Source organism: Flavobacterium araucananum (assembly GCF_002222055.1).
Lineage (GTDB): Bacteria > Bacteroidota > Bacteroidia > Flavobacteriales > Flavobacteriaceae > Flavobacterium > Flavobacterium araucananum.
In genome coordinates this window covers 212,400-233,248 of record NZ_MUGS01000004.1, presented here as the reverse complement: position 1 = coordinate 233,248, position 20,849 = coordinate 212,400, and the positions used below count along the sequence as shown (strand labels likewise).

23 protein-coding genes are annotated in these 20,849 nt (G+C 34.9%); 5 read left to right on the top strand and 18 right to left on the bottom strand.

The features are described 5' to 3' along the window. Positions 1-38: 38 nt before the first annotated feature. A complete protein-coding gene (locus B0A64_RS03535) occupies positions 39-827 on the top strand; it encodes an alpha/beta hydrolase (RefSeq protein ID WP_244285340.1) in 789 nt (262 codons plus the stop codon). Positions 828-880: 53 nt separating this feature from the next. Here B0A64_RS03535 and B0A64_RS03530 read toward each other — a convergent pair whose 3' ends face one another. The 3 genes from B0A64_RS03530 to B0A64_RS03520 form a co-directional block, all read right to left on the bottom strand. Then, positions 881-1,852, bottom strand: coding sequence for a hydrogen peroxide-inducible genes activator (locus B0A64_RS03530; RefSeq protein WP_089478164.1), 972 nt, complete (start codon positions 1,850-1,852; stop codon positions 881-883). A 73-nt stretch (positions 1,853-1,925) separates the two neighbouring features. Then, positions 1,926-3,101, bottom strand: coding sequence for an MFS transporter (locus B0A64_RS03525; protein WP_089478163.1), 1,176 nt, complete (start codon positions 3,099-3,101; stop codon positions 1,926-1,928). A gap of 64 nt (positions 3,102-3,165) precedes the next feature. After that, positions 3,166-4,032, bottom strand: coding sequence for a helix-turn-helix domain-containing protein (locus B0A64_RS03520; protein WP_089478162.1), 867 nt, complete (start codon positions 4,030-4,032; stop codon positions 3,166-3,168). Positions 4,033-4,470: 438 nt separating this feature from the next. Here B0A64_RS03520 and B0A64_RS03515 point away from each other — a divergent pair, with 438 nt between their 5' ends. After that, positions 4,471-4,905, top strand: a complete 435-nt coding sequence (locus B0A64_RS03515; RefSeq protein WP_089478161.1) for an META domain-containing protein — start codon at positions 4,471-4,473, stop codon at positions 4,903-4,905. 124 nt (positions 4,906-5,029) lie between these two features. Here B0A64_RS03515 and B0A64_RS03510 read toward each other — a convergent pair whose 3' ends face one another. The 4 genes from B0A64_RS03510 to B0A64_RS03495 all read right to left on the bottom strand — a co-directional run bounded on the left by B0A64_RS03510 (position 5,030) and on the right by B0A64_RS03495 (position 9,090). Next, complete coding sequence (locus B0A64_RS03510) at positions 5,030-5,464, bottom strand: carboxymuconolactone decarboxylase family protein (protein ID WP_089478160.1); 435 nt, start codon at positions 5,462-5,464, stop codon at positions 5,030-5,032. A gap of 145 nt (positions 5,465-5,609) precedes the next feature. Further along, the gene (gene pdxR / locus B0A64_RS03505) at positions 5,610-7,073 is read right to left on the bottom strand and encodes a MocR-like pyridoxine biosynthesis transcription factor PdxR (protein WP_109746185.1); all 1,464 of its coding nucleotides are present in this window, start codon (positions 7,071-7,073) and stop codon (positions 5,610-5,612) included. A 164-nt stretch (positions 7,074-7,237) separates the two neighbouring features. Then, positions 7,238-8,449 carry an MFS transporter gene (locus B0A64_RS03500; protein ID WP_089478158.1) on the bottom strand — a complete coding sequence of 404 codons (1,212 nt, stop codon included), beginning with the start codon at positions 8,447-8,449 and terminating at the stop codon, positions 7,238-7,240. 59 nt (positions 8,450-8,508) lie between these two features. Then, on the bottom strand, positions 8,509-9,090 hold the full coding sequence (locus B0A64_RS03495) for a TetR/AcrR family transcriptional regulator (RefSeq protein WP_089478157.1): 582 nt from the start codon (positions 9,088-9,090) through the stop codon (positions 8,509-8,511). A gap of 70 nt (positions 9,091-9,160) precedes the next feature. Here B0A64_RS03495 and B0A64_RS25705 point away from each other — a divergent pair, with 70 nt between their 5' ends. The 3 genes from B0A64_RS25705 (at position 9,161) to B0A64_RS03485 (ending at position 10,876) form a co-directional block, all read left to right on the top strand. Beyond that, positions 9,161-9,295, top strand: a complete 135-nt coding sequence (locus B0A64_RS25705) for a hypothetical protein (protein WP_262495524.1) — start codon at positions 9,161-9,163, stop codon at positions 9,293-9,295. Positions 9,296-9,363: 68 nt separating this feature from the next. Continuing rightward, positions 9,364-9,753: a DoxX family protein gene (locus B0A64_RS03490; RefSeq protein WP_089478156.1), complete on the top strand. Its 390-nt coding sequence runs from the start codon at positions 9,364-9,366 to the stop codon at positions 9,751-9,753. 319 nt (positions 9,754-10,072) lie between these two features. Continuing rightward, entirely contained in the window at positions 10,073-10,876 is an 804-nt protein-coding gene (locus B0A64_RS03485; RefSeq protein WP_089478155.1) for a DUF1223 domain-containing protein, read from the top strand. A 170-nt stretch (positions 10,877-11,046) separates the two neighbouring features. On the opposite strand, the gene B0A64_RS03480 is transcribed toward B0A64_RS03485, so the two are convergent. From B0A64_RS03480 to B0A64_RS03430, 11 genes are all read right to left on the bottom strand, one after another. Next, the gene (locus B0A64_RS03480) at positions 11,047-11,814 is read right to left on the bottom strand and encodes a LytR/AlgR family response regulator transcription factor (RefSeq protein WP_089478154.1); all 768 of its coding nucleotides are present in this window, start codon (positions 11,812-11,814) and stop codon (positions 11,047-11,049) included. Beyond that, on the bottom strand, positions 11,795-12,811 hold the full coding sequence (locus B0A64_RS03475) for a sensor histidine kinase (RefSeq protein ID WP_089478153.1): 1,017 nt from the start codon (positions 12,809-12,811) through the stop codon (positions 11,795-11,797). The genes B0A64_RS03480 and B0A64_RS03475 overlap by 20 nt, the downstream gene beginning before the upstream one ends. Positions 12,812-13,621: 810 nt before the next feature. After that, positions 13,622-14,647, bottom strand: a complete 1,026-nt coding sequence (locus tag B0A64_RS03470) for an alpha/beta fold hydrolase (protein ID WP_089478152.1) — start codon at positions 14,645-14,647, stop codon at positions 13,622-13,624. A 136-nt stretch (positions 14,648-14,783) separates the two neighbouring features. Beyond that, positions 14,784-15,185 carry a cupin domain-containing protein gene (locus B0A64_RS03465; RefSeq protein WP_089478151.1) on the bottom strand — a complete coding sequence of 134 codons (402 nt, stop codon included), beginning with the start codon at positions 15,183-15,185 and terminating at the stop codon, positions 14,784-14,786. Positions 15,186-15,321: 136 nt separating this feature from the next. Then, positions 15,322-16,623: an epoxide hydrolase family protein gene (locus B0A64_RS03460; protein WP_089478150.1), complete on the bottom strand. Its 1,302-nt coding sequence runs from the start codon at positions 16,621-16,623 to the stop codon at positions 15,322-15,324. 254 nt (positions 16,624-16,877) lie between these two features. After that, entirely contained in the window at positions 16,878-17,963 is a 1,086-nt protein-coding gene (locus tag B0A64_RS03455) for an NAD(P)H-dependent flavin oxidoreductase (RefSeq protein WP_089478149.1), read from the bottom strand. Between the two features lie 18 nt (positions 17,964-17,981). Beyond that, complete coding sequence (locus B0A64_RS03450; protein ID WP_244285339.1) at positions 17,982-18,359, bottom strand: nuclear transport factor 2 family protein; 378 nt, start codon at positions 18,357-18,359, stop codon at positions 17,982-17,984. Between the two features lie 154 nt (positions 18,360-18,513). Continuing rightward, on the bottom strand, positions 18,514-19,167 hold the full coding sequence (locus B0A64_RS03445) for an SDR family NAD(P)-dependent oxidoreductase (RefSeq protein WP_244285338.1): 654 nt from the start codon (positions 19,165-19,167) through the stop codon (positions 18,514-18,516). Between the two features lie 5 nt (positions 19,168-19,172). Next, on the bottom strand, positions 19,173-19,391 hold the full coding sequence (locus tag B0A64_RS03440; protein ID WP_089478147.1) for a tautomerase family protein: 219 nt from the start codon (positions 19,389-19,391) through the stop codon (positions 19,173-19,175). A 4-nt stretch (positions 19,392-19,395) separates the two neighbouring features. Continuing rightward, positions 19,396-19,950: a YceI family protein gene (locus tag B0A64_RS03435; RefSeq protein ID WP_089478146.1), complete on the bottom strand. Its 555-nt coding sequence runs from the start codon at positions 19,948-19,950 to the stop codon at positions 19,396-19,398. A gap of 77 nt (positions 19,951-20,027) precedes the next feature. Continuing rightward, positions 20,028-20,600, bottom strand: a complete 573-nt coding sequence (locus B0A64_RS03430; protein ID WP_089478145.1) for a Crp/Fnr family transcriptional regulator — start codon at positions 20,598-20,600, stop codon at positions 20,028-20,030. Positions 20,601-20,849: the final 249 nt, after the last annotated feature.

The window sequence follows — 20,849 nt, the reverse complement described above, 5'->3', positions numbered from 1 at the left end:
AAACCTTATAACATCACCACTATTAAAAAATTAATCAAATGAAAACAACATTTTTAAAAGAACAATTGAATCGTTATTTCATGTTCGCAGCACTAATTTTTAGTTTCTTATTCGCAACTACTACTGCAAACGCCCAAAAAGCTACTGCACCAAAAATTAAAAATGTCGTATTGGTACACGGTGCCTTTGCAGACGGTTCAGGATACAGAGCTCTTTATGATATTTTGAGCAAAAAAGGATACAATGTTACGGTCGTTCAAAATCCTTTGAGCTCTCTTGAAGACGATGTCAGAGCAACAAATCTGGCATTAGACAAACAAGACGGTCCAACGATTTTGGTAGGACACTCCTGGGGTGGAACTGTAATTACAGAAGCCGGAAATCATCATAAAGTTGCGGCATTAGTTTATATCGCTGCTTTTCAGCCTGATAATGGCGAAACAACTGTACAATGGTTACAAACTGCTCCACCAGCTCCTGAAAATGGTGTAACAGCACCAGATGATAAAGGAATTGTTTATTATGACAAAGCAAAATTTCATGCTGGCTTTGCCGCAGATTTAAGCAAAGAACAAGCTGATTTTATGTATGCTTCTCAAGGTGCATTTTATGCAAAAGGATTTGGAACACCGGTTACAAAAGCAGCATGGAGAGACAAACCATCATACGGAATCGTTGCTACAGAAGACAAAAGTATAGCACCTGAAATTGAACGCGCCATGTACAAACGTTCTAAAGCAAAAATTACAGAAATAAAAGGAAGTCATGTTGTATTTATGTCACAGCCTGAAGCAGTTTCAAAAGTGATTATTGAAGCATCTAAATAATTACAAAACATAGATCATAAAAAAGCCTGACTTAACCGTCAGGCTTTTTTGTATTACATAAACTTACTTACTGATTTGAAAAAATAAGGCGAATCGTTCCATCGGATTTTGCGGTATGCAAAGTCTTTTTTGAGCGACTCAGGAAGGCAGTTCCAGATGGCTTCGTTCATTTTTTCCAGTAATAATTTTTTTGAAAATGAATCAGAAACCACAAGGCTGATTTCTCTAACGGGTTTTGGCTCTTTAAACGGTTTAAAAAGTCCTAAATCTTTTTCGTTCATTATAGAAAGTTCCGGTATAATGGCAAAGCCTAATTGTGCGCGAACCAAATTCTTGAGGGTTTCGATCGAACTGATATCATACGTAAATTGTTCTTTGATTTTATCCGCCGACTTTAAACCGCAAATATCCAAAAGCTGAGCATTATAACAAAATTCGTGATGCAGCAACAATAACTCCGTTTTATCTCCGGGTTGCAGTTCATAAAACGCATCATTTGCCATTGGATGCAATTGATTCAGATACGCCACAAAAGGCTCTTTAAAAATAGGATGTTCTATTAGATTTGCGTTGCCTGTAGGCGTTGCCATAATAGCAACATCCAGTGCTCCGGTTTCTACATCATTCATCAATTGTCCGGTATTGGCTTCCCGGATAATAAAATGAACTTTTGGGGCCACTTCTTTCATTGCTTTAATAAACAACGGAATAAGATAAGGCGATAACGTTGAGATAATTCCCAGTTTTAATTCTCCTTCTAACAGGTTTTTTTCGTTGACTACAAAATCCCGAATTTCATCGGCTTCACGCAAGATTTTCCTGGCTTTGTTTATAATCTCGATACCCAATTTTGTGGGTGTTAACGGAACTTTATTTCGATCAAAAATTTTGATTCCTATCTCTTCTTCCAGATTTTTTAGCTGGATCGTAAGTCCGGGTTGTGTAACCATGCAAACGTCTGCGGCTCTGGCAAAATGGCGTTCTTCGTCTAATGCTACAATATATTTTAATTGTTGTATTGTCATAATTATAAAATTATTTTATAAAGATAGACAAGAAACTTATTTTAGTTATAACATAATCAAATTATTTTACGGCTTAATCTCGTTTAAATAGCAGGGTCAATAAAGCCAATAAACAGCTAATGCTCCCAAATAAATAAATGTCCTGATAACTAAACCAACCCGCAATTAATCCAGCCAAAGGTCCTGCTAAACCAAGCGAAAGATCAAAAAAAGCGGCATAAGCTCCCAAAGCAGTTCCTCGCATTTGAGGCGTCACTTTTTTGATTGCCAAGACTCCCAATGACGGAAAAATAAGTGAAAAACCTATGCCGGTTAACCCACAACCTAATAAAGCCATTTCCTTACTAAAGGAAGTATAAATAAGAAACTGTCCTGCTATCTCTATTAGTAATGAAATCACAGCGATTTTATAACCACCATATTTATCGGGAAAAGAAGCAAAAAACACCCTTGTAAGGATATAAGATATTCCAAAAATCATAAATGCCAAAGACGCATCTCCCCAGTTTTTCTCTGTAAAAAACAAAGCGATAAACGAAGCAATACATCCAAATGCTATAGAAGAAAAAGCTAATGTTAGCCCTTGTTTCGCAATTGTTCCCAGTACTTTATAAAACGGTGTTCGTATATGTGCCGGGTCAACCGGAATTGCTGGTAGTTTGATAGTCGAAATCCAGCTTGCAACTGGTAATATTACGATCATTGCCAAAGCATATACAATACCGTACTCTTGGGTCATCCAGATACTCAAAGGTGCTCCAACAGCGATTCCGCCATACATTGCAATACCGTTCCAGGTCATTACTTTACCGGATTTTTCAGGTCCTACTAAACCAATCCCCCAGGTCAAAGCACCAATTACTAACAAACTCTCTGCGATACCATGAACGATTCTTGCCAATAGAAGCAGTAGCAAAGCTGCTAAAGGATAGGCAGAAAATAACGCTGCAAGTACATAGATTATCCCTGCAACCATTACAAAAAGTATTCCTGCGAGCTTAGATTTCTTAGCACCCCGTGTATCGGTGAGTTTGCCAAAATAAGCGCGGGTCAAAAGTGTTGTTAAGGGTTGTAAACCTATTACCAGACCAACAATCAAACTACTAAATTTTAAATCATTTTGTACAAACTGTGGTACGATACCTAAAGTTAGCCCTATCGTAAGGTAAATAGCAAACACCGATAAAATAATGGGTACGGTTGCTTTGTAAAAATCAATTGTTTGTCCTTTTTCTAATATTCTACTCATATTTTTTTGTTTAAAAATTACGAGTACAAAGTAACAGGCTTCATAAAGTACTTAAAATGGAGAACTAAGAGTTTTGATTGGACAAATCGCAGTAGTTTTTTCTAAATTCTAAAGGGGTAATGCCTTCATTTTTTTTGAAAAATCTGGAGAAATAAGTATAATCTTCATATCGCAACGAAAAAGCAATCTCTTTTGTGTTCAATTGTGTATGAAAAAGCAATCGCTTGGCTTCCAGCAAAATTTCATGTTGTATCCAGTAGCTCGAGGCATATCCGGTTTGTTCCTTGACAATTTCGTTTAAATAAGGTACAGAAATATGCAATAAGGCAGCATAGTCTTTGGGTCTTTTTAATTCTAAAAAATGTTTTTGTACCAATTGTCTAAACCTGGAAGTAATTTCTGTTTTTCTATCGGTTCCAATTTCAGGAGATTGCTCTTTTTTTAGAAGCTCCAAAATCATCATTCCCATTAAACCATCAATGAGAGATCGAACAATACTTTTTTGAATTTCTCCAATATCTTCTGTAATTTGGTTAAAAACCAATAAAACGGTATCAAATAAAAAGGTGTTTTCAATAGCTGTAACCTGAGAAATGTTTTGATAACTATCAAAAATATTTCGATGTATATTTTGCAAATTATGAGATTCCAAGAAGATAAAATAACCTTTAGAATCCAATTGTTTGGTATAATAATGTACCTGACCGGGAGCAATAAAAAACAAGGCATTATCTTTTACGACATAATCCTTAAAATCAATCATGAGTGCTATTAATCCTTTTTCCTGAATATAAAAAACATAATGGTCGTCTCTGTGCGCTTTGTTCAAATGAGAACTAAAGTCTACATTATTGTCTTCAATTTTTATGACCTCAATACCAAAGCCATCCAATTCTCCTGTGTGAAGTTCTATATTCGATTTCTTTTTCAATAGTTACTTTTTGATTGATTCAAATATTTTTCTCTGTTATTATAGCCATTTATACTATCATTTGAAGATAATAACGGATCAAATTTAATAAAGATTATTTGAGATGCAACCAAACCTAATTTTATATTTTACGCTCATCAAACTCTACTGATTATCTTAAAATTAAAAAACCTGTCCCTCTAAAGAAACAGGTTTTTTGCAGCTGTGTGAAGTAATGTTTTCATCTTTATTATTTTTAATGATGACGCAAAATTCATCTTAAAAATAAACATTACCCTTTACATGTGTTGAGATATTAAAATATTATTTCTTTATATATTAAAACTTAAGAAGGTTGATGTTACAATATATTTTAAAATCTTCCTACTTAAAAAAAGTCAGATTTATGGACTAAATTCTAGTAAAAATCTTTAAATTTATGTTCTAAAATCTTATTTTATGAAAAATTACATCGTACTAATTGTTTCTGTTTTAGCATTATCTTTTACTTCTTGTACACCAATGAAAGACACATCCAAAACTGCTGATCTTTATAATACCTCTTGGGAATTAGACTATATTTCTGGTCCGCGTATTGCTTTTGAGGGATTGTATCCGGATAAAAAACCATATATTAAATTTGATCAGGCAACTGGCCAGGTATTTGGAAATGCAGGATGTAACGGATATAGTGCACCCTATACCTTGAAAGGAAAATCGTTAACTTTTGGCGAACAGGGTCCGGCTACTTTAATGTACTGTGAAGGTGGCGGAGAACAAACTTTCTTGCAAATCATTAAAAAAATCAATGCTTATTCGATCGATAAAGACGGTAAACTTAATTTATTGCTTAACGATGTTCCAATGATGCGATTTAAAAAAGTAACGAAATAATTTTACCCCCTTTATCTTCAAATAATTGCTGGTTCTAAAGCAAAAAAACAAAATCCCTCAATACAAATATTGAGGGATTTCATTATCACACTATTCTAATTGATTCATCCGGATCAATTTTATTTTATGACGGTATAAGATTTGTCGAAATACCAATTCTGTTCCAGACATTGATTGTTATAATGGCTAAAATTACCTGAGCAAGATATTTTTCATCGAGAACTTTGGCAGCCTGCTCATAGGTTTCCTCTTTTACATGATTGCTTATTAAGGTAATTTCTTCTGTCAACGCTAATATTGCTCTTTCTTCTTCTGTAAAATATGGGGTATCACGCCAGGCATTCAAAGCATAGATACGCTGCTCTGTTTCGCCGGCTTTGCGAGCATCTTTGGTATGCATATTAATACAAAAAGCACAACCGTTTATTTGTGAAGCCCTTATTTTTATTAACTCTTTGTGTGTTCTTGTCAGAGAGGAGTTTTCAATAAATTTTTCAAGTCCAAGAACGGCATTGTATCCTGCTGGCTCTATTTGGTCAATCTTAATTCTCGTTTTCATCTTTTATATTTTTTTAAATTATTATTGTTTTCTATTAACATGAGGTTTAAGAAAACCGCTTGTCTAAATTTCTTCAATACAAAATTAGCGCAACATACTGGATGAAAAATATACCAATTTTAAAATAAACACTAGCCCAGAAAATCTAATCCATACTTTTTTTAAGGATCAAAAATGCTTTCTCTATTTCATTTTCATCCAGCGAAGCAAAACCCATTCGCATCGAATTGGTATCAAAAGATTCATTTTTATAAAAATTGGTATCATCAATATACAACCCATTTTTTAGTGTGTTTTGGGACAATCTGATTAAATCAATGCTTTTGTCAAAAACAGTCCAGACGGCTAAGCCACCATCCGGTATTTCGAATTGTATTACCTCCTTAAAATCAGACTGAAGCACTTCGCAAAATAAATTCCGGCGTTGTTTGTAAATTTTTAAGGATTTTCGAAAATGTCTTTCCATGTCGCCATTATCAAATAATACCGAAAATGCATCTTCAAGAAGCGTATCTCCCTGTTTGTCTATCAATTGTCTTAACGATGCTGCGGCATCAATAAATGCAGGAGGTCCCGACATAAATCCAATTCTAAGTGCCGGAGCAAAGGTCTTTGAAATAGAACCTATGTAGATCACATTATGATGATGATCAATACTCGCCAATGGCAAATAGGGTTTGTTATCGTAATGAAAATCAAAATCATAATCGTCTTCAATAATCGCAAACCGATATTGTCTTGCCAGATTTAATAATTTTAATCTGCGTTCCATACTCAACGTTACCGTTGTAGGAAAGTGATGATGCGGTATAATATAGACTACTTTTATGGTTTGTTGCAGCAAAATATTTTCCAGATAATCGATATCCATACCATTGTCGTCTACAGGAATACGCAATAATTTTGCTCCTGCATGTTTGAACGTATCTTCAGAAAAACTATAATTTGAAGTTCCAACTGCCACAAGATCACCTGTATTTAGAAGCAATTGCGATGCGAGATAAATTCCCATCTGGCTGCCTTTTGTAATTACAATATTATCAGACGAAACTACTAAACCTCTGGTATTGGCGAGATAATTTGAAATTGAAACCCTAAGATGCTCTGAACCTTTTGAGCTGCCGTATTTGAGGAAATTTTTTCCGTAAAATTTTCTAGAAAGGCTTCGGTATTCCCGCATTAACTGATCTACGGGAGCCAGGCGAACATCCGGAAAACCCGGATCGATGGTGAGAACTGATTCCTGAAAATTTCTTCCGGAAACTTTGTGTTTAAAATTATTAGTCCAGATAAAAGATTCCTCTTCGGTATTATTTTTATCCCGTACAGGAATTTTACTTTTGGAAATTACCGGCAATTTCGACAATACAAAAACGCCTTTTCGTTCTACAGATTCTGCCCAACCCTGACTAATTAATTCCTCATAAGCCAGTTTTACCGTATTTCTATTGATACCTATTAGTTCTGCAAGAACACGAGAACTTGGCAATACATCCGAAGGCTGAAGTGTACCGTTGGTAATCAGGGAAATAAAATTAGTACATACCTGAATGTAAAGGTTTATCGAAGCGTTTCTATCAATTTGAATTAAAGATTTGTATGGCAACATCCGGGCTGTAGTTTTTATAATTTTGACATACAAATTTAAACCAAAAGCACCATACTTTCTAAAAAATCGGGTCAATTGAACCCCATAAAATTTCAAATAAAAAATTCCGAATTCCAGTATTTAACTGGAATCCGGAATTTCTTTTATTTAGGTTCTAAGCTTTATTATTTGACAGGAACTGTTCGCAGGCTCAGTACACTGTATCTGTTGAAAATCATAAAAACAATAACAGCGATAAAGACTAATGAAATATTTGCAAACCCTAATAATAACTGACTTTTTACAGCATACAAATTAACAAATCCATAGCTCAGTATGGAACTTAACATATAGGTTCCTCCGCCGGTAAGACCACTGGCAACTCCGGCATTTTTAGAAAAACGACTCAGACAATACCCGTAAATATTATTAAAAATAAAACCTCCACAGATATTAATTCCCATCGTAAAACCTATTAGCGTATAGATATTACTTGTTATAGAAGATGTCGAAATCATCAACAATACCAGGATCAATTGTACGGTAACGGCTATGGTAACTTTTTTTGCCAAAGGTTTATCAATAAGAGATTTTGCAATTATACCTCCGGTCATAACCGCTAAACCGGACAATAAAGAACTGTAACCTGTGGTAATTGCGGTATATCCCAATACACGTTCTACAATAAAAGGACTGGCTAAACTATAAACTACGACAAGCCCAAAACAGATTGCCAAAATTAATACGCCTAAGGTAAAATCTCCAGATTTGAGCATTCCTGAATACGTTTGTGCAATGGTTTTTAGTTTAAAAGGATGAAAATATTTGAGCGATTCTCCGCTATACAATAATTCTAAAACCAGAAAAAGCAAGGATAATCCGCCAAGGAAATAAAAATTAGATCGCCACCCAAAACTATGCTCTAAATAACCTCCCAGAAATGGCGCCATAATGGGTGCACAAGACCAGATTATAGAAAATAAACTAATATAGCTCTTGAGTTTTTCGCCTGTGTAGAGATCTACAAAATAGGCTCGTTTTGCAATTACAATAAACGCAATCGCGATGCCCTGAATGATACGCATGGCATAAATAACATAAAGATCAGGTACTAAAGCAATAACAAAACTTGTTGCAGAAAATACCGCAAGCGAGGCAATACTAATTTTAAAACGCCCGAAACTATCCAATATACTGCCTATAAAAATCTGGCTAACCCCCAGACTAAACATAAAGAACACAAGCGAAAGCTGAATAGCTCCTGCAGAAACGTGAAGATCTTTTGCCATAGCAGGAAGCGAAGGCAAATAAATATCTGTTGCAAATCCGGATAACGGGATAAGGGACAAGGCCAATAAGGTACTAAAGCCCTTATGATTTTCTTTTAAATTTCTCATTTTTTTAAATTAACAATTAACAAAATAGACCGAACGGTCTAAAAAAGTTCAAAAAAAAACTATATCAAATAGCTTTCAAATTCGGTTTTGATACTGTCCAGAATAATTTTCATTTGATCCTCTGTACCTAAAATTTTTCTACATAAAATTGCTCCTTCAATCAGGGCAAAAACTTTAATACTAAAATGTTCGGGATTTAAAGCCGGCGATAATTCTTTTGCGGCAATTCCTTCTTCTGCCAGAGTAAAAAATCTATTTTGAGCAGAGCGAATTGCTTTCTTTACCAATTCTTTTATAACCGGATTGGTATCATCAGCCTCTGCTCCAAAGTTCAAAATAGGGCAACCGTCTTCTGTATTTATGTCGTTGGCATAAACATTCAATAAATTAGATAATTTTTCTTTGGCCGATTTTCCTATTGCTACAGCAGTATTTAATTTTGTAGACAATTGAGATCTCAGATAAAGAAACGATTCTGTACAAATTTCTTCTTTGCTCTCGAAATTCCCATAAATACCGCCTTTTGCCAATTTTGTAGCTTCCATAATATCACTCATTGAAGTTCCTGCCATTCCCTTTTTGTTGATTATAGGTGCCGATGCTTCAATAATAAATTGTCTGGTTCTCTCTGCTTTTCTCATCGCTTTTTATTTGAGCGAACAAATTTAGACCGTTCGGTCTTAAAATACAACTATTTTAACATTTCTTTTAATGATGAAAGTCAACTCAATAAAATATTCAAAAAACATCGTGGCACTACTCCATCAGCCTTCAGAAAAAATCAGAGCAATTACATCAACTTACAGATTGTCTCTTTTAGAGTTTAAATTGTCCGTTTCGGCATAATTTCAATTTAGGATTAAAGACTTATAGCGCAAATTTGCCCTATAAATCAACTAAAAAAATTAGAAATCATGAATGTAAAAACAACAAAAATTATTTACTGGACAGGAATCGTATTAACCTCTTTATGGTTTGGTGCCAGCGGTTTTTTTGAACTAACAAAAAATCCAATCGTTTGGCAAATTACCCAACAATTAGGTTATCCGGAACATTTTATTTATTTGCTTGGCGTAATGAAAGTCAGCGGTGTCATTACACTTTTGCTCCCCAATAAACTATTACGATTGAAAGAATGGGTATTTGCAGGTATATTTTTCGACATCATCTTTGCTTTCTTTTCTAAATTTACAGTACTGGGTTGTCCTGCAACCATCGATGCAATTATCGCTTTTATAATGGTGAGCATAACCTATAGTATGTTTAGAAAATTGTACACAGCAAGTTATAGTGCAATAAATTAAGTTCTTATCTTCTAAAATAAACACAAACAAAAATGCTTAAGAAACTTTCTTAGGCATTATTGGATACTACAATACTATCTAAAAACCGTTGGGTGTAATTACTTCGTCTGTGCGTTTCGCTAGAGTCAAAAATATATATTTAACACATAGAAACATAGATTTTTCCAGCTAAAAAGAATGCAAAAAGAAATACATTTCTTTCACATCGCTAGGCTATGTTCATTTTAAACAAGTGAAACGCCTTTTTTAAAGGTCCAAAAGCTATGTTTCTATGTGTTAAAATTAATTACAACCAACGGGTTATTTAAAATAAAACAATATGAAAAATACATTTTTAATAACGGTCGCTATTGCACTTTCGTCACTCTTTTTCCTGAGTTGTTTCATGTTTCCAGAAAATGCCACTGAAATTACCGCAAAATCTAAAACACAAAAAAACACCATACAAACTGCGAACTCAAACGGATTTGCTGTTGTAGAACTTTTTACTTCTGAAGGATGTTCCAGCTGTCCTCCTGCCGATGGATTGATGGCAAAATTACAGAGCGAAACCAAAGATCAAAACATTTATTTTCTGGCTTATCATGTCGATTATTGGGATCGTTTGGGATGGAAAGATCAGTTTAGTTCACACGAATTTACAAATCGCCAACAACAATATCAAAACTGGCTGAATTTGTATGTCATGTATACGCCGCAGTTTATTATAAACGGAACTACAGAATTTGCAGGTTATAATGAAGTAGGTCTTTCTAAAAAGATTTCTGATGTTTTAGCGATAAAACAAAATTCCAGTCTGGAACTTACAGTGAAAAGTGGTGATAAAAATTCATTAAACATACATTTTAAAACAAATCAGATTCAAAAAAACACAGATTTGTTTATTGCTGTAGTCCAAAAAGAAGCCATTTCGAAAGTGGCACGTGGCGAAAATAAAGGATACACGCTACATCATGTTCAGATTGTAAGAAAGCTTAAAGGTTTTCCTGTTCTCGAAAAAGAAGATAATCTGACGATTGCGAAACCATCTGATTTTGATTCTAAAAATTGGGAAGTAATTGGATTTATACAAAATACTTCGACTGGGAAAGTTTCTGCTACAGCCAAAGCTGATTTGATGTAGAATTGCCCACAGATTACACGGATTAAAACCGATATTCACTGATTATTATTTCTATGATCAGTGATTTTTTTATGCCCCAGATTAAAATGATTTTAAAGATTTTTTTTAATTTAAAATGAAACTGATTCAAAAAAAGAATCCGTTTAATCTGTGGCATTATAAATTTTAATCTACCTATTCTCTAACCAGCTCAAAAATGCGGTTGCTTTGTCTTTGCCAACCAATAATTTTTCTTCGGTTGGGATTGTCAATTTGATAATTAGCTTACGGGAGAAATAATGTTCTGCTTCTCTAATGGCCGAAAAATTAACCAAATATTGTCTGTTGGTTCTAAAAAACTGGATTGGCGATAATAGCTTATGCACCTCATCCAGAGATTGTGTGATTTGATATTCGATCTTATCGAATGTCATAATTGTTGGGGTTTCATTTTTAATAAAAAAAAATGCAATATTCTCGGTAAGAACGGTTTGGTACTTATTGTTTTTGAAAACTAAAAAGCTGCTTTTACCTGTATTTTCGCCTGTTCTGGTCAATAGATAATCAAAATCCGGCATCACTTTTTTATTCCTTTGGAAGAAATTTTTTAGCTCTCCTGCTTTTTTAATCGCCTGGGCAATACTTTCTCTAGAAAACGGTTTTAGCACATAATCGATTCCGTTTGACTTAAAAGCTTCGATCGCATAATCATCAAAAGCGGTACAAAATATTACGGGAGATACGACGGCAACATTTTTAAAAATTTCAAAACACAATCCATCTGCCAGCTGAATGTCCATAAAGATCAGGTCGGGCTGGTCGTTTTCTAACAAATACCCCACTGCACCATCGATACTTTGTATATACGATAAAATTTGAGCATCAGGTCTGATACTCAAAATAAGCTGACCAAGTGCTTTGGCCGTTTTTACTTCGTCTTCAATTATTACGATATTCATAGGTCATTGGTATTTTTACTTTAAAAATAGTTTCGTTTTTCTCAATTTCAATTTCTTTGTGAATCAAATGCATAAAGCGTTGGTTGATATTGTCCAGACCAACTCCTGTAGATAATACGCCTCTTTTAAGTTGTATTTTATTTTCGATTACTAAAAAATCGCCATCGGTATATAATTTAATGTACAAAGGCTTATCAAGCGACACCACATTGTGTTTGATACAATTTTCGATGAGCAATTGCAGGGTAAAAGGCGGAACGGCCGAATCGTATTGTTTTTGATCGACTTGATTTTCTAAAACAAATCCATCCTCAAAACGGGCTTTTAGCAAATAAACATACGAATCAAGAATTTGAAGTTCTTCTCGTAACGGTATTAAATCCAGCTTTCGGCTTTCGAGTGTAAATCGATAAAAATCTGATAATTTTAATATAAAATCAGAACTCTGCGGGTCCTGAATATCCACCATCGATTTTAAAGTATTGAGGCTATTAAACAAAAAATGCGGATTTACCTGTTGTTTCAGAAGTTCGTATTGTGCGCCTAAGTTTACTGCTTTGGTACGTTCGAGCTCTACTCCCATTTGTTGGGTCTGATAATTTTGAAACAGCAAATGCAAGAACATATAAACAATCAAATTAATCAAAATCCCTCTTAACTCAAACATGATGGGAGCATCCATTTTTGAAATCTGAAAAAGTTCCTGATGTCCTATTACCAAAATAACCATTACAAGGATCCCCATTAAAACACTAAGTAAAAGTTTCCAATTAAATAAACTTGTATGGGTTCGTTGCGATGAGAATTTAGGCAAACTATAAATGTTGTAATACCATATAAAAACAGAAAACAATAACGTGATCGAAGAGTTGATAATGATGTCGCCGGGAGTAGAATCTGCATCAAATAATTTGGGTATCGAAGCGAGAATTGCCAATGCTATAGAACTTCCCCATATTACTTTACGGGAAACCTGAAAGCGTTTTACTTTTTCCATTTTTTGTGTTTATTTTAATCCTGCTTTGTCAAAGATAGAATATTTTAGAAGTATTTTTCTTTTGAAAATAAAGCTGATTCTCAAATAAAAAAAAGCTTTAAAGACCTATCGTCTGGATATAAATATTATAAATCAATTTTGAACCCGAATTGCACAAATTTTAATAAGCTAACCTTGTTTGTGAAATTAATTTCACAAACGAATTAGTGACAATTAGTGCAATTCGTGTTACTTTTTTTACTTGTGTCTACATGGTAGCTTTAAAGATATTTTTTATTAAATAAATACTTTATATGATAGTTCTCTATTAATTGATTTAATTATAATAACATGAAATTATTATCTATTTTAATCTCAACAAGATGATAATCTGTGTTTTTTATCCTTAACCTAAAAAGATTCCCTTTTTAGGAATACATCAAAAATTCATTTTATTTTTATCCAGGAAACTTAAAACTATTATAAGGCTTTATTTTACAAGTCCTTAAACCCTGTTTATTCAAGTTTAAGGTCAAATCTTTTCTTTGATGTGTTAGTTTTGTCTTTTTCATAGTTTTGTCCTTGATAAAGGTTTTCAATCATCTCTATTTAACAAGTTTTTATTAAAATATTTATATCTTGCAAAAAATTGGTTACTTGCTAAATATATAGCCTTATCTCAATAAAAACTTAAATAAGTTTTAGTACTAAAAAACCTCTTGAGCAGAAGAGGTTTTATAGTTTAAAATAGTAAAGGATATTAATTGTTACGTTAATATTTTCTTTTGTCGCTTTAGAGTACGGATGTAGTGTGTGTTTTTCCTGGGTATTTTATTTAAGCTTATCCACATCGATAATTGCCTGAGCAAATGCTTTTGGATCTTCCTGAGGAACGTTGTGTCCAATGCCTTTTAGGATTCTGTGTTGGTATTTACCGGCGAACTTACTGGCGTATACTTTTCCGTCTATATTAGCACCATCAAAATCACTTGCTATCGTGATGGTCGGAACTTTAATTGCTGGTCTTTCGGCAAGTTTTTTTTCTAAACTATCATATTTAGATTCACCTGCTTCCAGAGATTGACGCCATCTGTAATTATGAATAACAATTGCTACGTGATCCGGATTATCAAAAGACTGTGCGGTTTGATCGTAAGTTGCTTTGTCGAAATTCCATAACGGAGAAGCTGTTTTCCAGATCAGTTTATTAAACTCATAGGTATTTTGGCTGTAACCCAATTTTCCTCTTTCGGTAGCAAAATAATACTGATACCACCATCCTAATTCGGCTTGAGGAGCCAACGGTTTTAGGTTTGCTTCCAGATTTACTACAAGGTAACCACTTACAGAGACTAATCCGTCTAAACGTTTTGGCCATAGCGCCGCCATAACCACTGCTGTTCTTGCTCCCCAATCGAATCCTCCAATAATAGCTTTATCAATTTTTAGTGCATCCATAAAAGCAATAATATCGCTTGCCAATGCTGCTTGCTGTCCGTTTCTAAAAGTATCTTTTGAGAGGAAAGTTGTCGTTCCTGATCCTCTTAAATAAGGAGTAAGAACTCTGTATCCTTTTGAAACCAGAATTGGCACTACTTCATTATAACTGTGAATATCATAAGGCCAGCCATGAAGTAAAATTACCGGTGTTCCTGTTGAAGGTCCTGCTTCTGTATACCCAACATTCAATAATCCTGCATTAATTTGTTTTAAGGTTCCCAGAGAACCTGCTGCTGCTGTTTGTTTGTTTGATTGTGCATTTATGGCGGTCAATCCAAAAAATAATGCTGCAACTAAAACCATTATTGAAGCTGTTTTATTTGTAAAACTACTTTTATTTTTTTCTGTTCTTTTCATGATTATTATTTTTAATAGTTTGATTATTAGTTTATTTCTTCGTCAAAAGTATGGCGATAACGATCGTTGTACCATTAGAAAATAGTCGAAACGGACGAAGTAAATCCTGAAACGGACAAACGTAAACCTGAATTTTTTATTTTTTCATTACCAGAACAGGTTTCCCTTTCTCTACAATATAAGTGGCTAACTCAGAAGCTTTTGTATTGGTATTATTTTTTGCGGAGTGAAACTTTCCGGCAGGTATAAAAAGTACTTCTCCTGCTTTTAAGGTTATAGGAGTTTCATCCTCAATTTGATATTCCAAGGAACCCTCAAGGACATAAATAATTTCTTCTCCCGGATGTGCATGTTTTCCAAAAGCTGCATGAGCGTCAAAATCGATTCGTGCCTGAACCATTTCTTTGCCCGGAATACTTAGATCGTGTTTTTGCAAATTGGTTCGTTTTATACCGTTTTGTTGTGCCTGAGCATTCGATGGAGCTAATAATGCCATAAGTCCTAAGACCATAATTGCGTATATTTTATTTGTTTTCATTATTGTTTGTTTTTTAGATTATGTGTTAAATAATTTTTCTCGCAGATTTGGCAGATTGAGCAGATTTTATTTTTTAATCTTTTTAGTCCTTTTAATTTTTGACTTTAATTTAATTTAAACACATAATATTTTATAGTTATTTTCTTAAGGACTTAAAAGCTGCACGAAGTTCTTCTGCAAAAAGTTGTGGTTCTTCCCAAGAGGCAAAATGACCTCCTTTTGATACTTCATTAAAATAAATGAGGTTTTTATAACTTTTCTCTGTCCAGCTTTTTGGTGCCTGATAAATTTCTCCGGGAAAAACAGTTACTGCAACCGGAATTTTTATGTCGTTTGTTTTTTGTTCTACTACATTAAAGTTGTTCGTATTATTCTCCCAATACAATTGTGCCGATGTATTTGCTGTGTTTGTTAACCAATACAAAGAGATATCATCCAACATTTCGTCTTTGGTAAGCGATTTTTCTGCATTTCCGCCGCTATAGGTCCATTCGTTGAATTTATCTAAGAAAAAAGAAGCCAATCCAACTGGAGAATCTGTAAGTCCGTAGCCTAAAGTCTGAGGACGTGTTACCATCATTCCAGCATAACCACCGCCTTTGGTATATAATTTATTAAGAGAAACAAAAGCTGCTTTTTCTTTAATCGATAATCCGTTTGGCGCAGGATTTCCGTCTTTTAGGGCTTTGGCAATATCAGCAGGAACTGTTGCCGGCATGTTTACATGAATCCCTAACAATCCTTGCGGAGCCTGGCGCGCCATAGCATCTGCAATTACAGAACCCCAATCGCCTCCTTGCGATACATAGTTTTTGTATCCTAAACGTTTCATTAAAACATCCCAGGCATTACCTATTTTTTCCGGTCCCCAACCCGTTCCTGTTGGTTTTTCTGAGAAACCATAACCTGGCATTGACGGAATTACAAGATCAAAAGCATCTTCGGCTTTTCCTCCATAAGCGGTAGGATCTGTAAGTGGTCCTATTACTTTTAGCAGTTCAAAAAAAGATCCCGGCCAACCGTGAGTAATTATAAGGGGCAATGCATTTTTATGTTTTGATTTGATGTGAATGAACTGAATGTCTAAACCATCTATATTGGTTACAAATTGAGGCAAAGCATTTAGTTTGGCTTCGGTTTTACGCCAGTCATAAGTAGTTCCCCAATATTGTACAAGGTTTTGAATTTGTTGCAATTTAACGCCTTGTGACTGATCTGTAACGGTTTCTTTATCCGGCCATCTTGTCGCATTGATACGATTGCGAAGATCTGTTAAGGCTTCTTGCGAAATACTAATGTGATACGGACGAATTGTTTGGGCATCAGTTTTGGTTTTTGCCTCATTTTTCTGTGCGGATCCAATTGCTGCTATCAGCATAAATGTTCCTGTTGCGATTGCATTCAAAAAAGTGCGTTTGTTTTTTTGAAGTATTTTCATTGTTTTTGATTTTTAAATTATTTGAATATCAGTTAATTTCTTCGTCAAAAGTATTGCGATAACAGCTGCTATAAAATCAGTAAATAGGCGAAACGGGCAAAGTAAATGGCGAAACGGACATTGTGAAGTTTCAAAATTCTACGTTTCTATGTGTTTAATAAAATTTCGTTCTGCACTTATATATTTATAAAAAATTAACGCATAAAAAAAGCCCAATCTACACAATCAGGCTTTCGTCAATATATTAAATTATCTTATCCCTTCAAATCATCAAAATAAGCATTCGTTTCTTCTATAAGAGAATGCATCAATTCTTTGGCTTTGGTATGTTTTAAAATTGGAGCAATTTGTCCGCCCCAAAATAAGATCATATCCCATTTTTGCTGGTCAAGAGCTGCTTTTCGCAACGGCGATATAAGTGTAGTCTGCAAAGGAAACGGCAGAATATCTTGTGCTGCACCTGAGATTTTCGTGGCAATTCTGCTCGTTAATCCGCGTCCTAAACGTCCTGTGTACGCACGGGATAAAGTGGTGTATTTTGCCGCATCAGAAAATAACATTTCTCTATGAATGGGTAATGCATTCGATTCATCGCAGGCTAAAAACGCTGTTCCTACCTGAGCGGCACTTGAGCCTAGAGCTAATGCTGCTGCGACCCCTTTTCCGTTGGCGATTCCGCCCGCAGCGATAATTGGCGTTTTTACCTTTTCGCGAATGAGTTGTAGTAATACAAAAGTTCCGGTTAAAGATGATTCGGCTGGAGCCAAAAACGATGGTCTGTGTCCGCCTGCTTCAAAACCAGAGGCAATAATCATATCTACACCCGCTGCTTCCAGAAAAATAGCTTCGTCTAAAGTTGTCGCTGCCCCGACCGTTACAATTCCTGATCTGCGACATTGTTCTAAAACATCCTGAGGAGGAACGCCAAACATAAAACTGAAAACTTTTGGTTTTATATCTAAAATTACCTCTAATTGATTTTTAAATCTTGACTGAAATGGCGCTGGTTTTTCCGGTAACGGAATCCCAACTTCATCAAAATAGGGTTTAAATAGTGCTGCGGTTTTGTTGTATTCTTCATCTGATAAACCAGAGGGCGAAATATCATGATCTGAAACCCAAAGATTGATATTATACGGTTTATTGGTTGCTGCTTTTAATTGTTTGTCTGCCTCAAAAATCTCCTGAGCCGACATTGTATAAGCACCGTATCCACCAAGTCCGCCAGCGTTTGATACCGCGGCAGTTAATTCTACCGTTGATAAATTACCACCAAATGGTCCCTGCATTATAGGATAATCAATACCTAATAATGCTGTAGCTTTTGTAGTGTACCACATTCTTTCTCCATTTTAAGTTTATTGGCTTATATCTGTCAACAATTTATTGACGATTAGCCATTTTCCGTTAATCTTATGGAAAGATAAAAAATCCCGATAATTAAAGTCGTACATTTTAACATTAATTTCGGCTGTAGCTATTGAATTTACTACATTTATCTTGAGAATTTCTCCTTTAAAGCGTTTTCCCGAATCCTTAGGACTTTGTCTATTTTTTACGCCATCAAGATAAAGATCTACTGTTTTAAAATAAGGCTGTCCCTGTACATCGCCAAAAACTAAAGTCCCGGGATAAAAAATGCTTCCCAAGCGTATTTCATCACCTTCATAAATGCCCTTAAAATAATAGTTTTCTATCGCATCAGTAATTGCTGATACGTTGGCCTGATTTTCCATTTTAGTGTTATTTTGAGCTTTTATGCCCTGCAAAATACAGAGCATAAAAGCAATTAATAAAATAGTTTTCAACTTAGTTTAAATTATGTCCCGCACCTTTACCACCATCAACATTAATAATAGAACCTGTAATAAAGTTGCTTTTGGCAACAGTTTAAACCATCTGGGCAACATCATCGATCTCTCCTACCCTGTTTAGCAAATGCAATCCGGCACTTTGATCTGCTTTATCGCCATGCATTGGCGTACGAATAACGCCCGGTGCAACGGTATTGATGCGAATGTTCTGTTTCCCAAATTCGGCTGCCAGCTGAATCGTTAATGCATGAATAGCGCCTTTGCTTGCTACGGGGGCCGAAGCTGGCCAACCGCCTAAACCGTGATTTACCAACGGTGTTCCAATGTTTATTACAACACCGTCTTGTTGTTTGAGCATTTGTGGCATAACCGATTGTGTGGTAAAATAAGTCCCTTTTAGGTTTGTGGTCAGAAATTTATCCAGATACGTTTCATCTACTTCTAAAAATGGTTTACTGTCGAAGATTCCCGCATTGTTGACCAATACATCTACAGAACCAAATTTTTCTAAAGCAATTTTCACCAATTCTTCTCCCGTTTGTTTCCTGCTTACATCTCCGGCAAACATTGCCAGATTATCGCCTGCCCCAAACTCGTTGTAAGTGCTTTCTAATGCAGTTGGTGTTACTGAGTTTATCACCACATTATCACCTCTGTCTAAGAAGTATTTGGCGATTCCTTTTCCGATACCTGAAGCTGCTCCGGTAACGATTATTGTTTGTTTTTTCATGCTCTTTATTTTTTATCGGCTGTGATACCTTTTTCTCTTAATACAGATACCTGAACTCCTGCATAACCCCAATCTTCGAGTTCGATTTCCTGAATGACAACGTGAGTCAAATGCGGATCTTTGTTCAGTACATCAGTAATTAAATTGGTAATTCCGCTTATTAATTCCTGTTTTTGCTCGCGGGTAACACCTTCGCGGGTCAATTCGATTTTTACGTAAGGCATGGCTTTAGTTTTTAGACTGTGCAGAAAATATAGCTTGGGCAGTGATCCTAAAATCCAATTCAAAATCGTTGTAGATCAATGTATCTCCCAAATCTTTAAAGAAGTTTCCTGAACGGAATTTGATATCGTATTTGGTACGATCAATAACCAATTTCCCTGAAAGCGAAAGTGTAGTATTAGTATTTTCTACTTCAGTTTCAAAACCTGTAAGATGTGTAATATCTTTTATAGTAAGATTTCCTTCAAGATAATATTTACCGTTTGAAATTTCTTTTACAGAAAGAATTTCAAAGTTTGCCGTTGGGAATTTTTCGATAGAGAAAAAATCATCCGAAGCCAGATGTCCAGCAAATTGTGCCTTTGTAGCGGGATCTGTAACGTCCATAATTTTTATTGACGATGTATTGATGACAATATTTCCACCGTTTATTTTTCCGTCATTCAAAATAAAATGACCTTCTTTGATACCTATTGTACCATTATGTGCACCAGTAACTTTTCTACCGGTCCAATCGATATTGCTTCCTGAGCTTACGATATTAAAATTTATTGTTTCCATTTTTATTGTATTTAAAAGTACAATACAAAGGAACGGCGACTCTAAAAATTGGTTACGTGATGTAGATCACATTCGGGTTATGAATTATATAATCTACTTAAAGTTTCTCTTGAAACCCCTAAATAAGCAGCAATTAAATGTTTAGGAACTAAATTGTAAAGCTGCGGATATAATGCCAAAAGTTCTTCGTAACGCTTTTTGGTATTATTATTCATTAAAGATAAAAGTCGTTTTTGAGAAGCAATATATCCTTTGTTGGTTCTCCATCTAAAAAAATGTTCTATCTGATGAAATTCACTGCACAATTTTTCGCGATCACTGTTAGAAAGACTAAGCACTTCGACATCTGTAATGCAATCGATATTTATCGTTGCCGTAGTCTGATTGTATAAAGCATCGTAATCAGATGTCCACCACGTTGGCATTGCAAATTGCAAAATGTACATTTTGATTTCATCGTTTATGTAAAAAGCCTTTAAACAACCCGAAATTACAAAATACTCGCAATCGACTTTATCTCCGGCACTAATAACGGTTTGCCCTTTCCTGAATGACTGTGGTTTAAAATGCGAAAAGAAATAATCGAATTGCCCGTCTGTCAATGCAGCCGTTTTGGCAATGTGTTGCTGGAGGGATTCTTTGGGCGACATTTTTTTCTTTTTGAGTTTCAAAGGTTGAGAGTAACAAAGGTACAAAGGTTTTTTTTAAAGACACTAAGGTTCTGAGGTGCTAAGGTTCTGAGGTTTTCTTTTGAGGTACATAGGTTCAGAGGAACAAAGGAACAAAGAGGCAGGGGTTCAAAGGGACAAAAGACCTGGATGGTCTATATTTCATGAAAACGAATGTCTAGCCCTGATTGAAGTGGAAATCCTTTTTATTTTTTTCTTTAAAAAATAAAA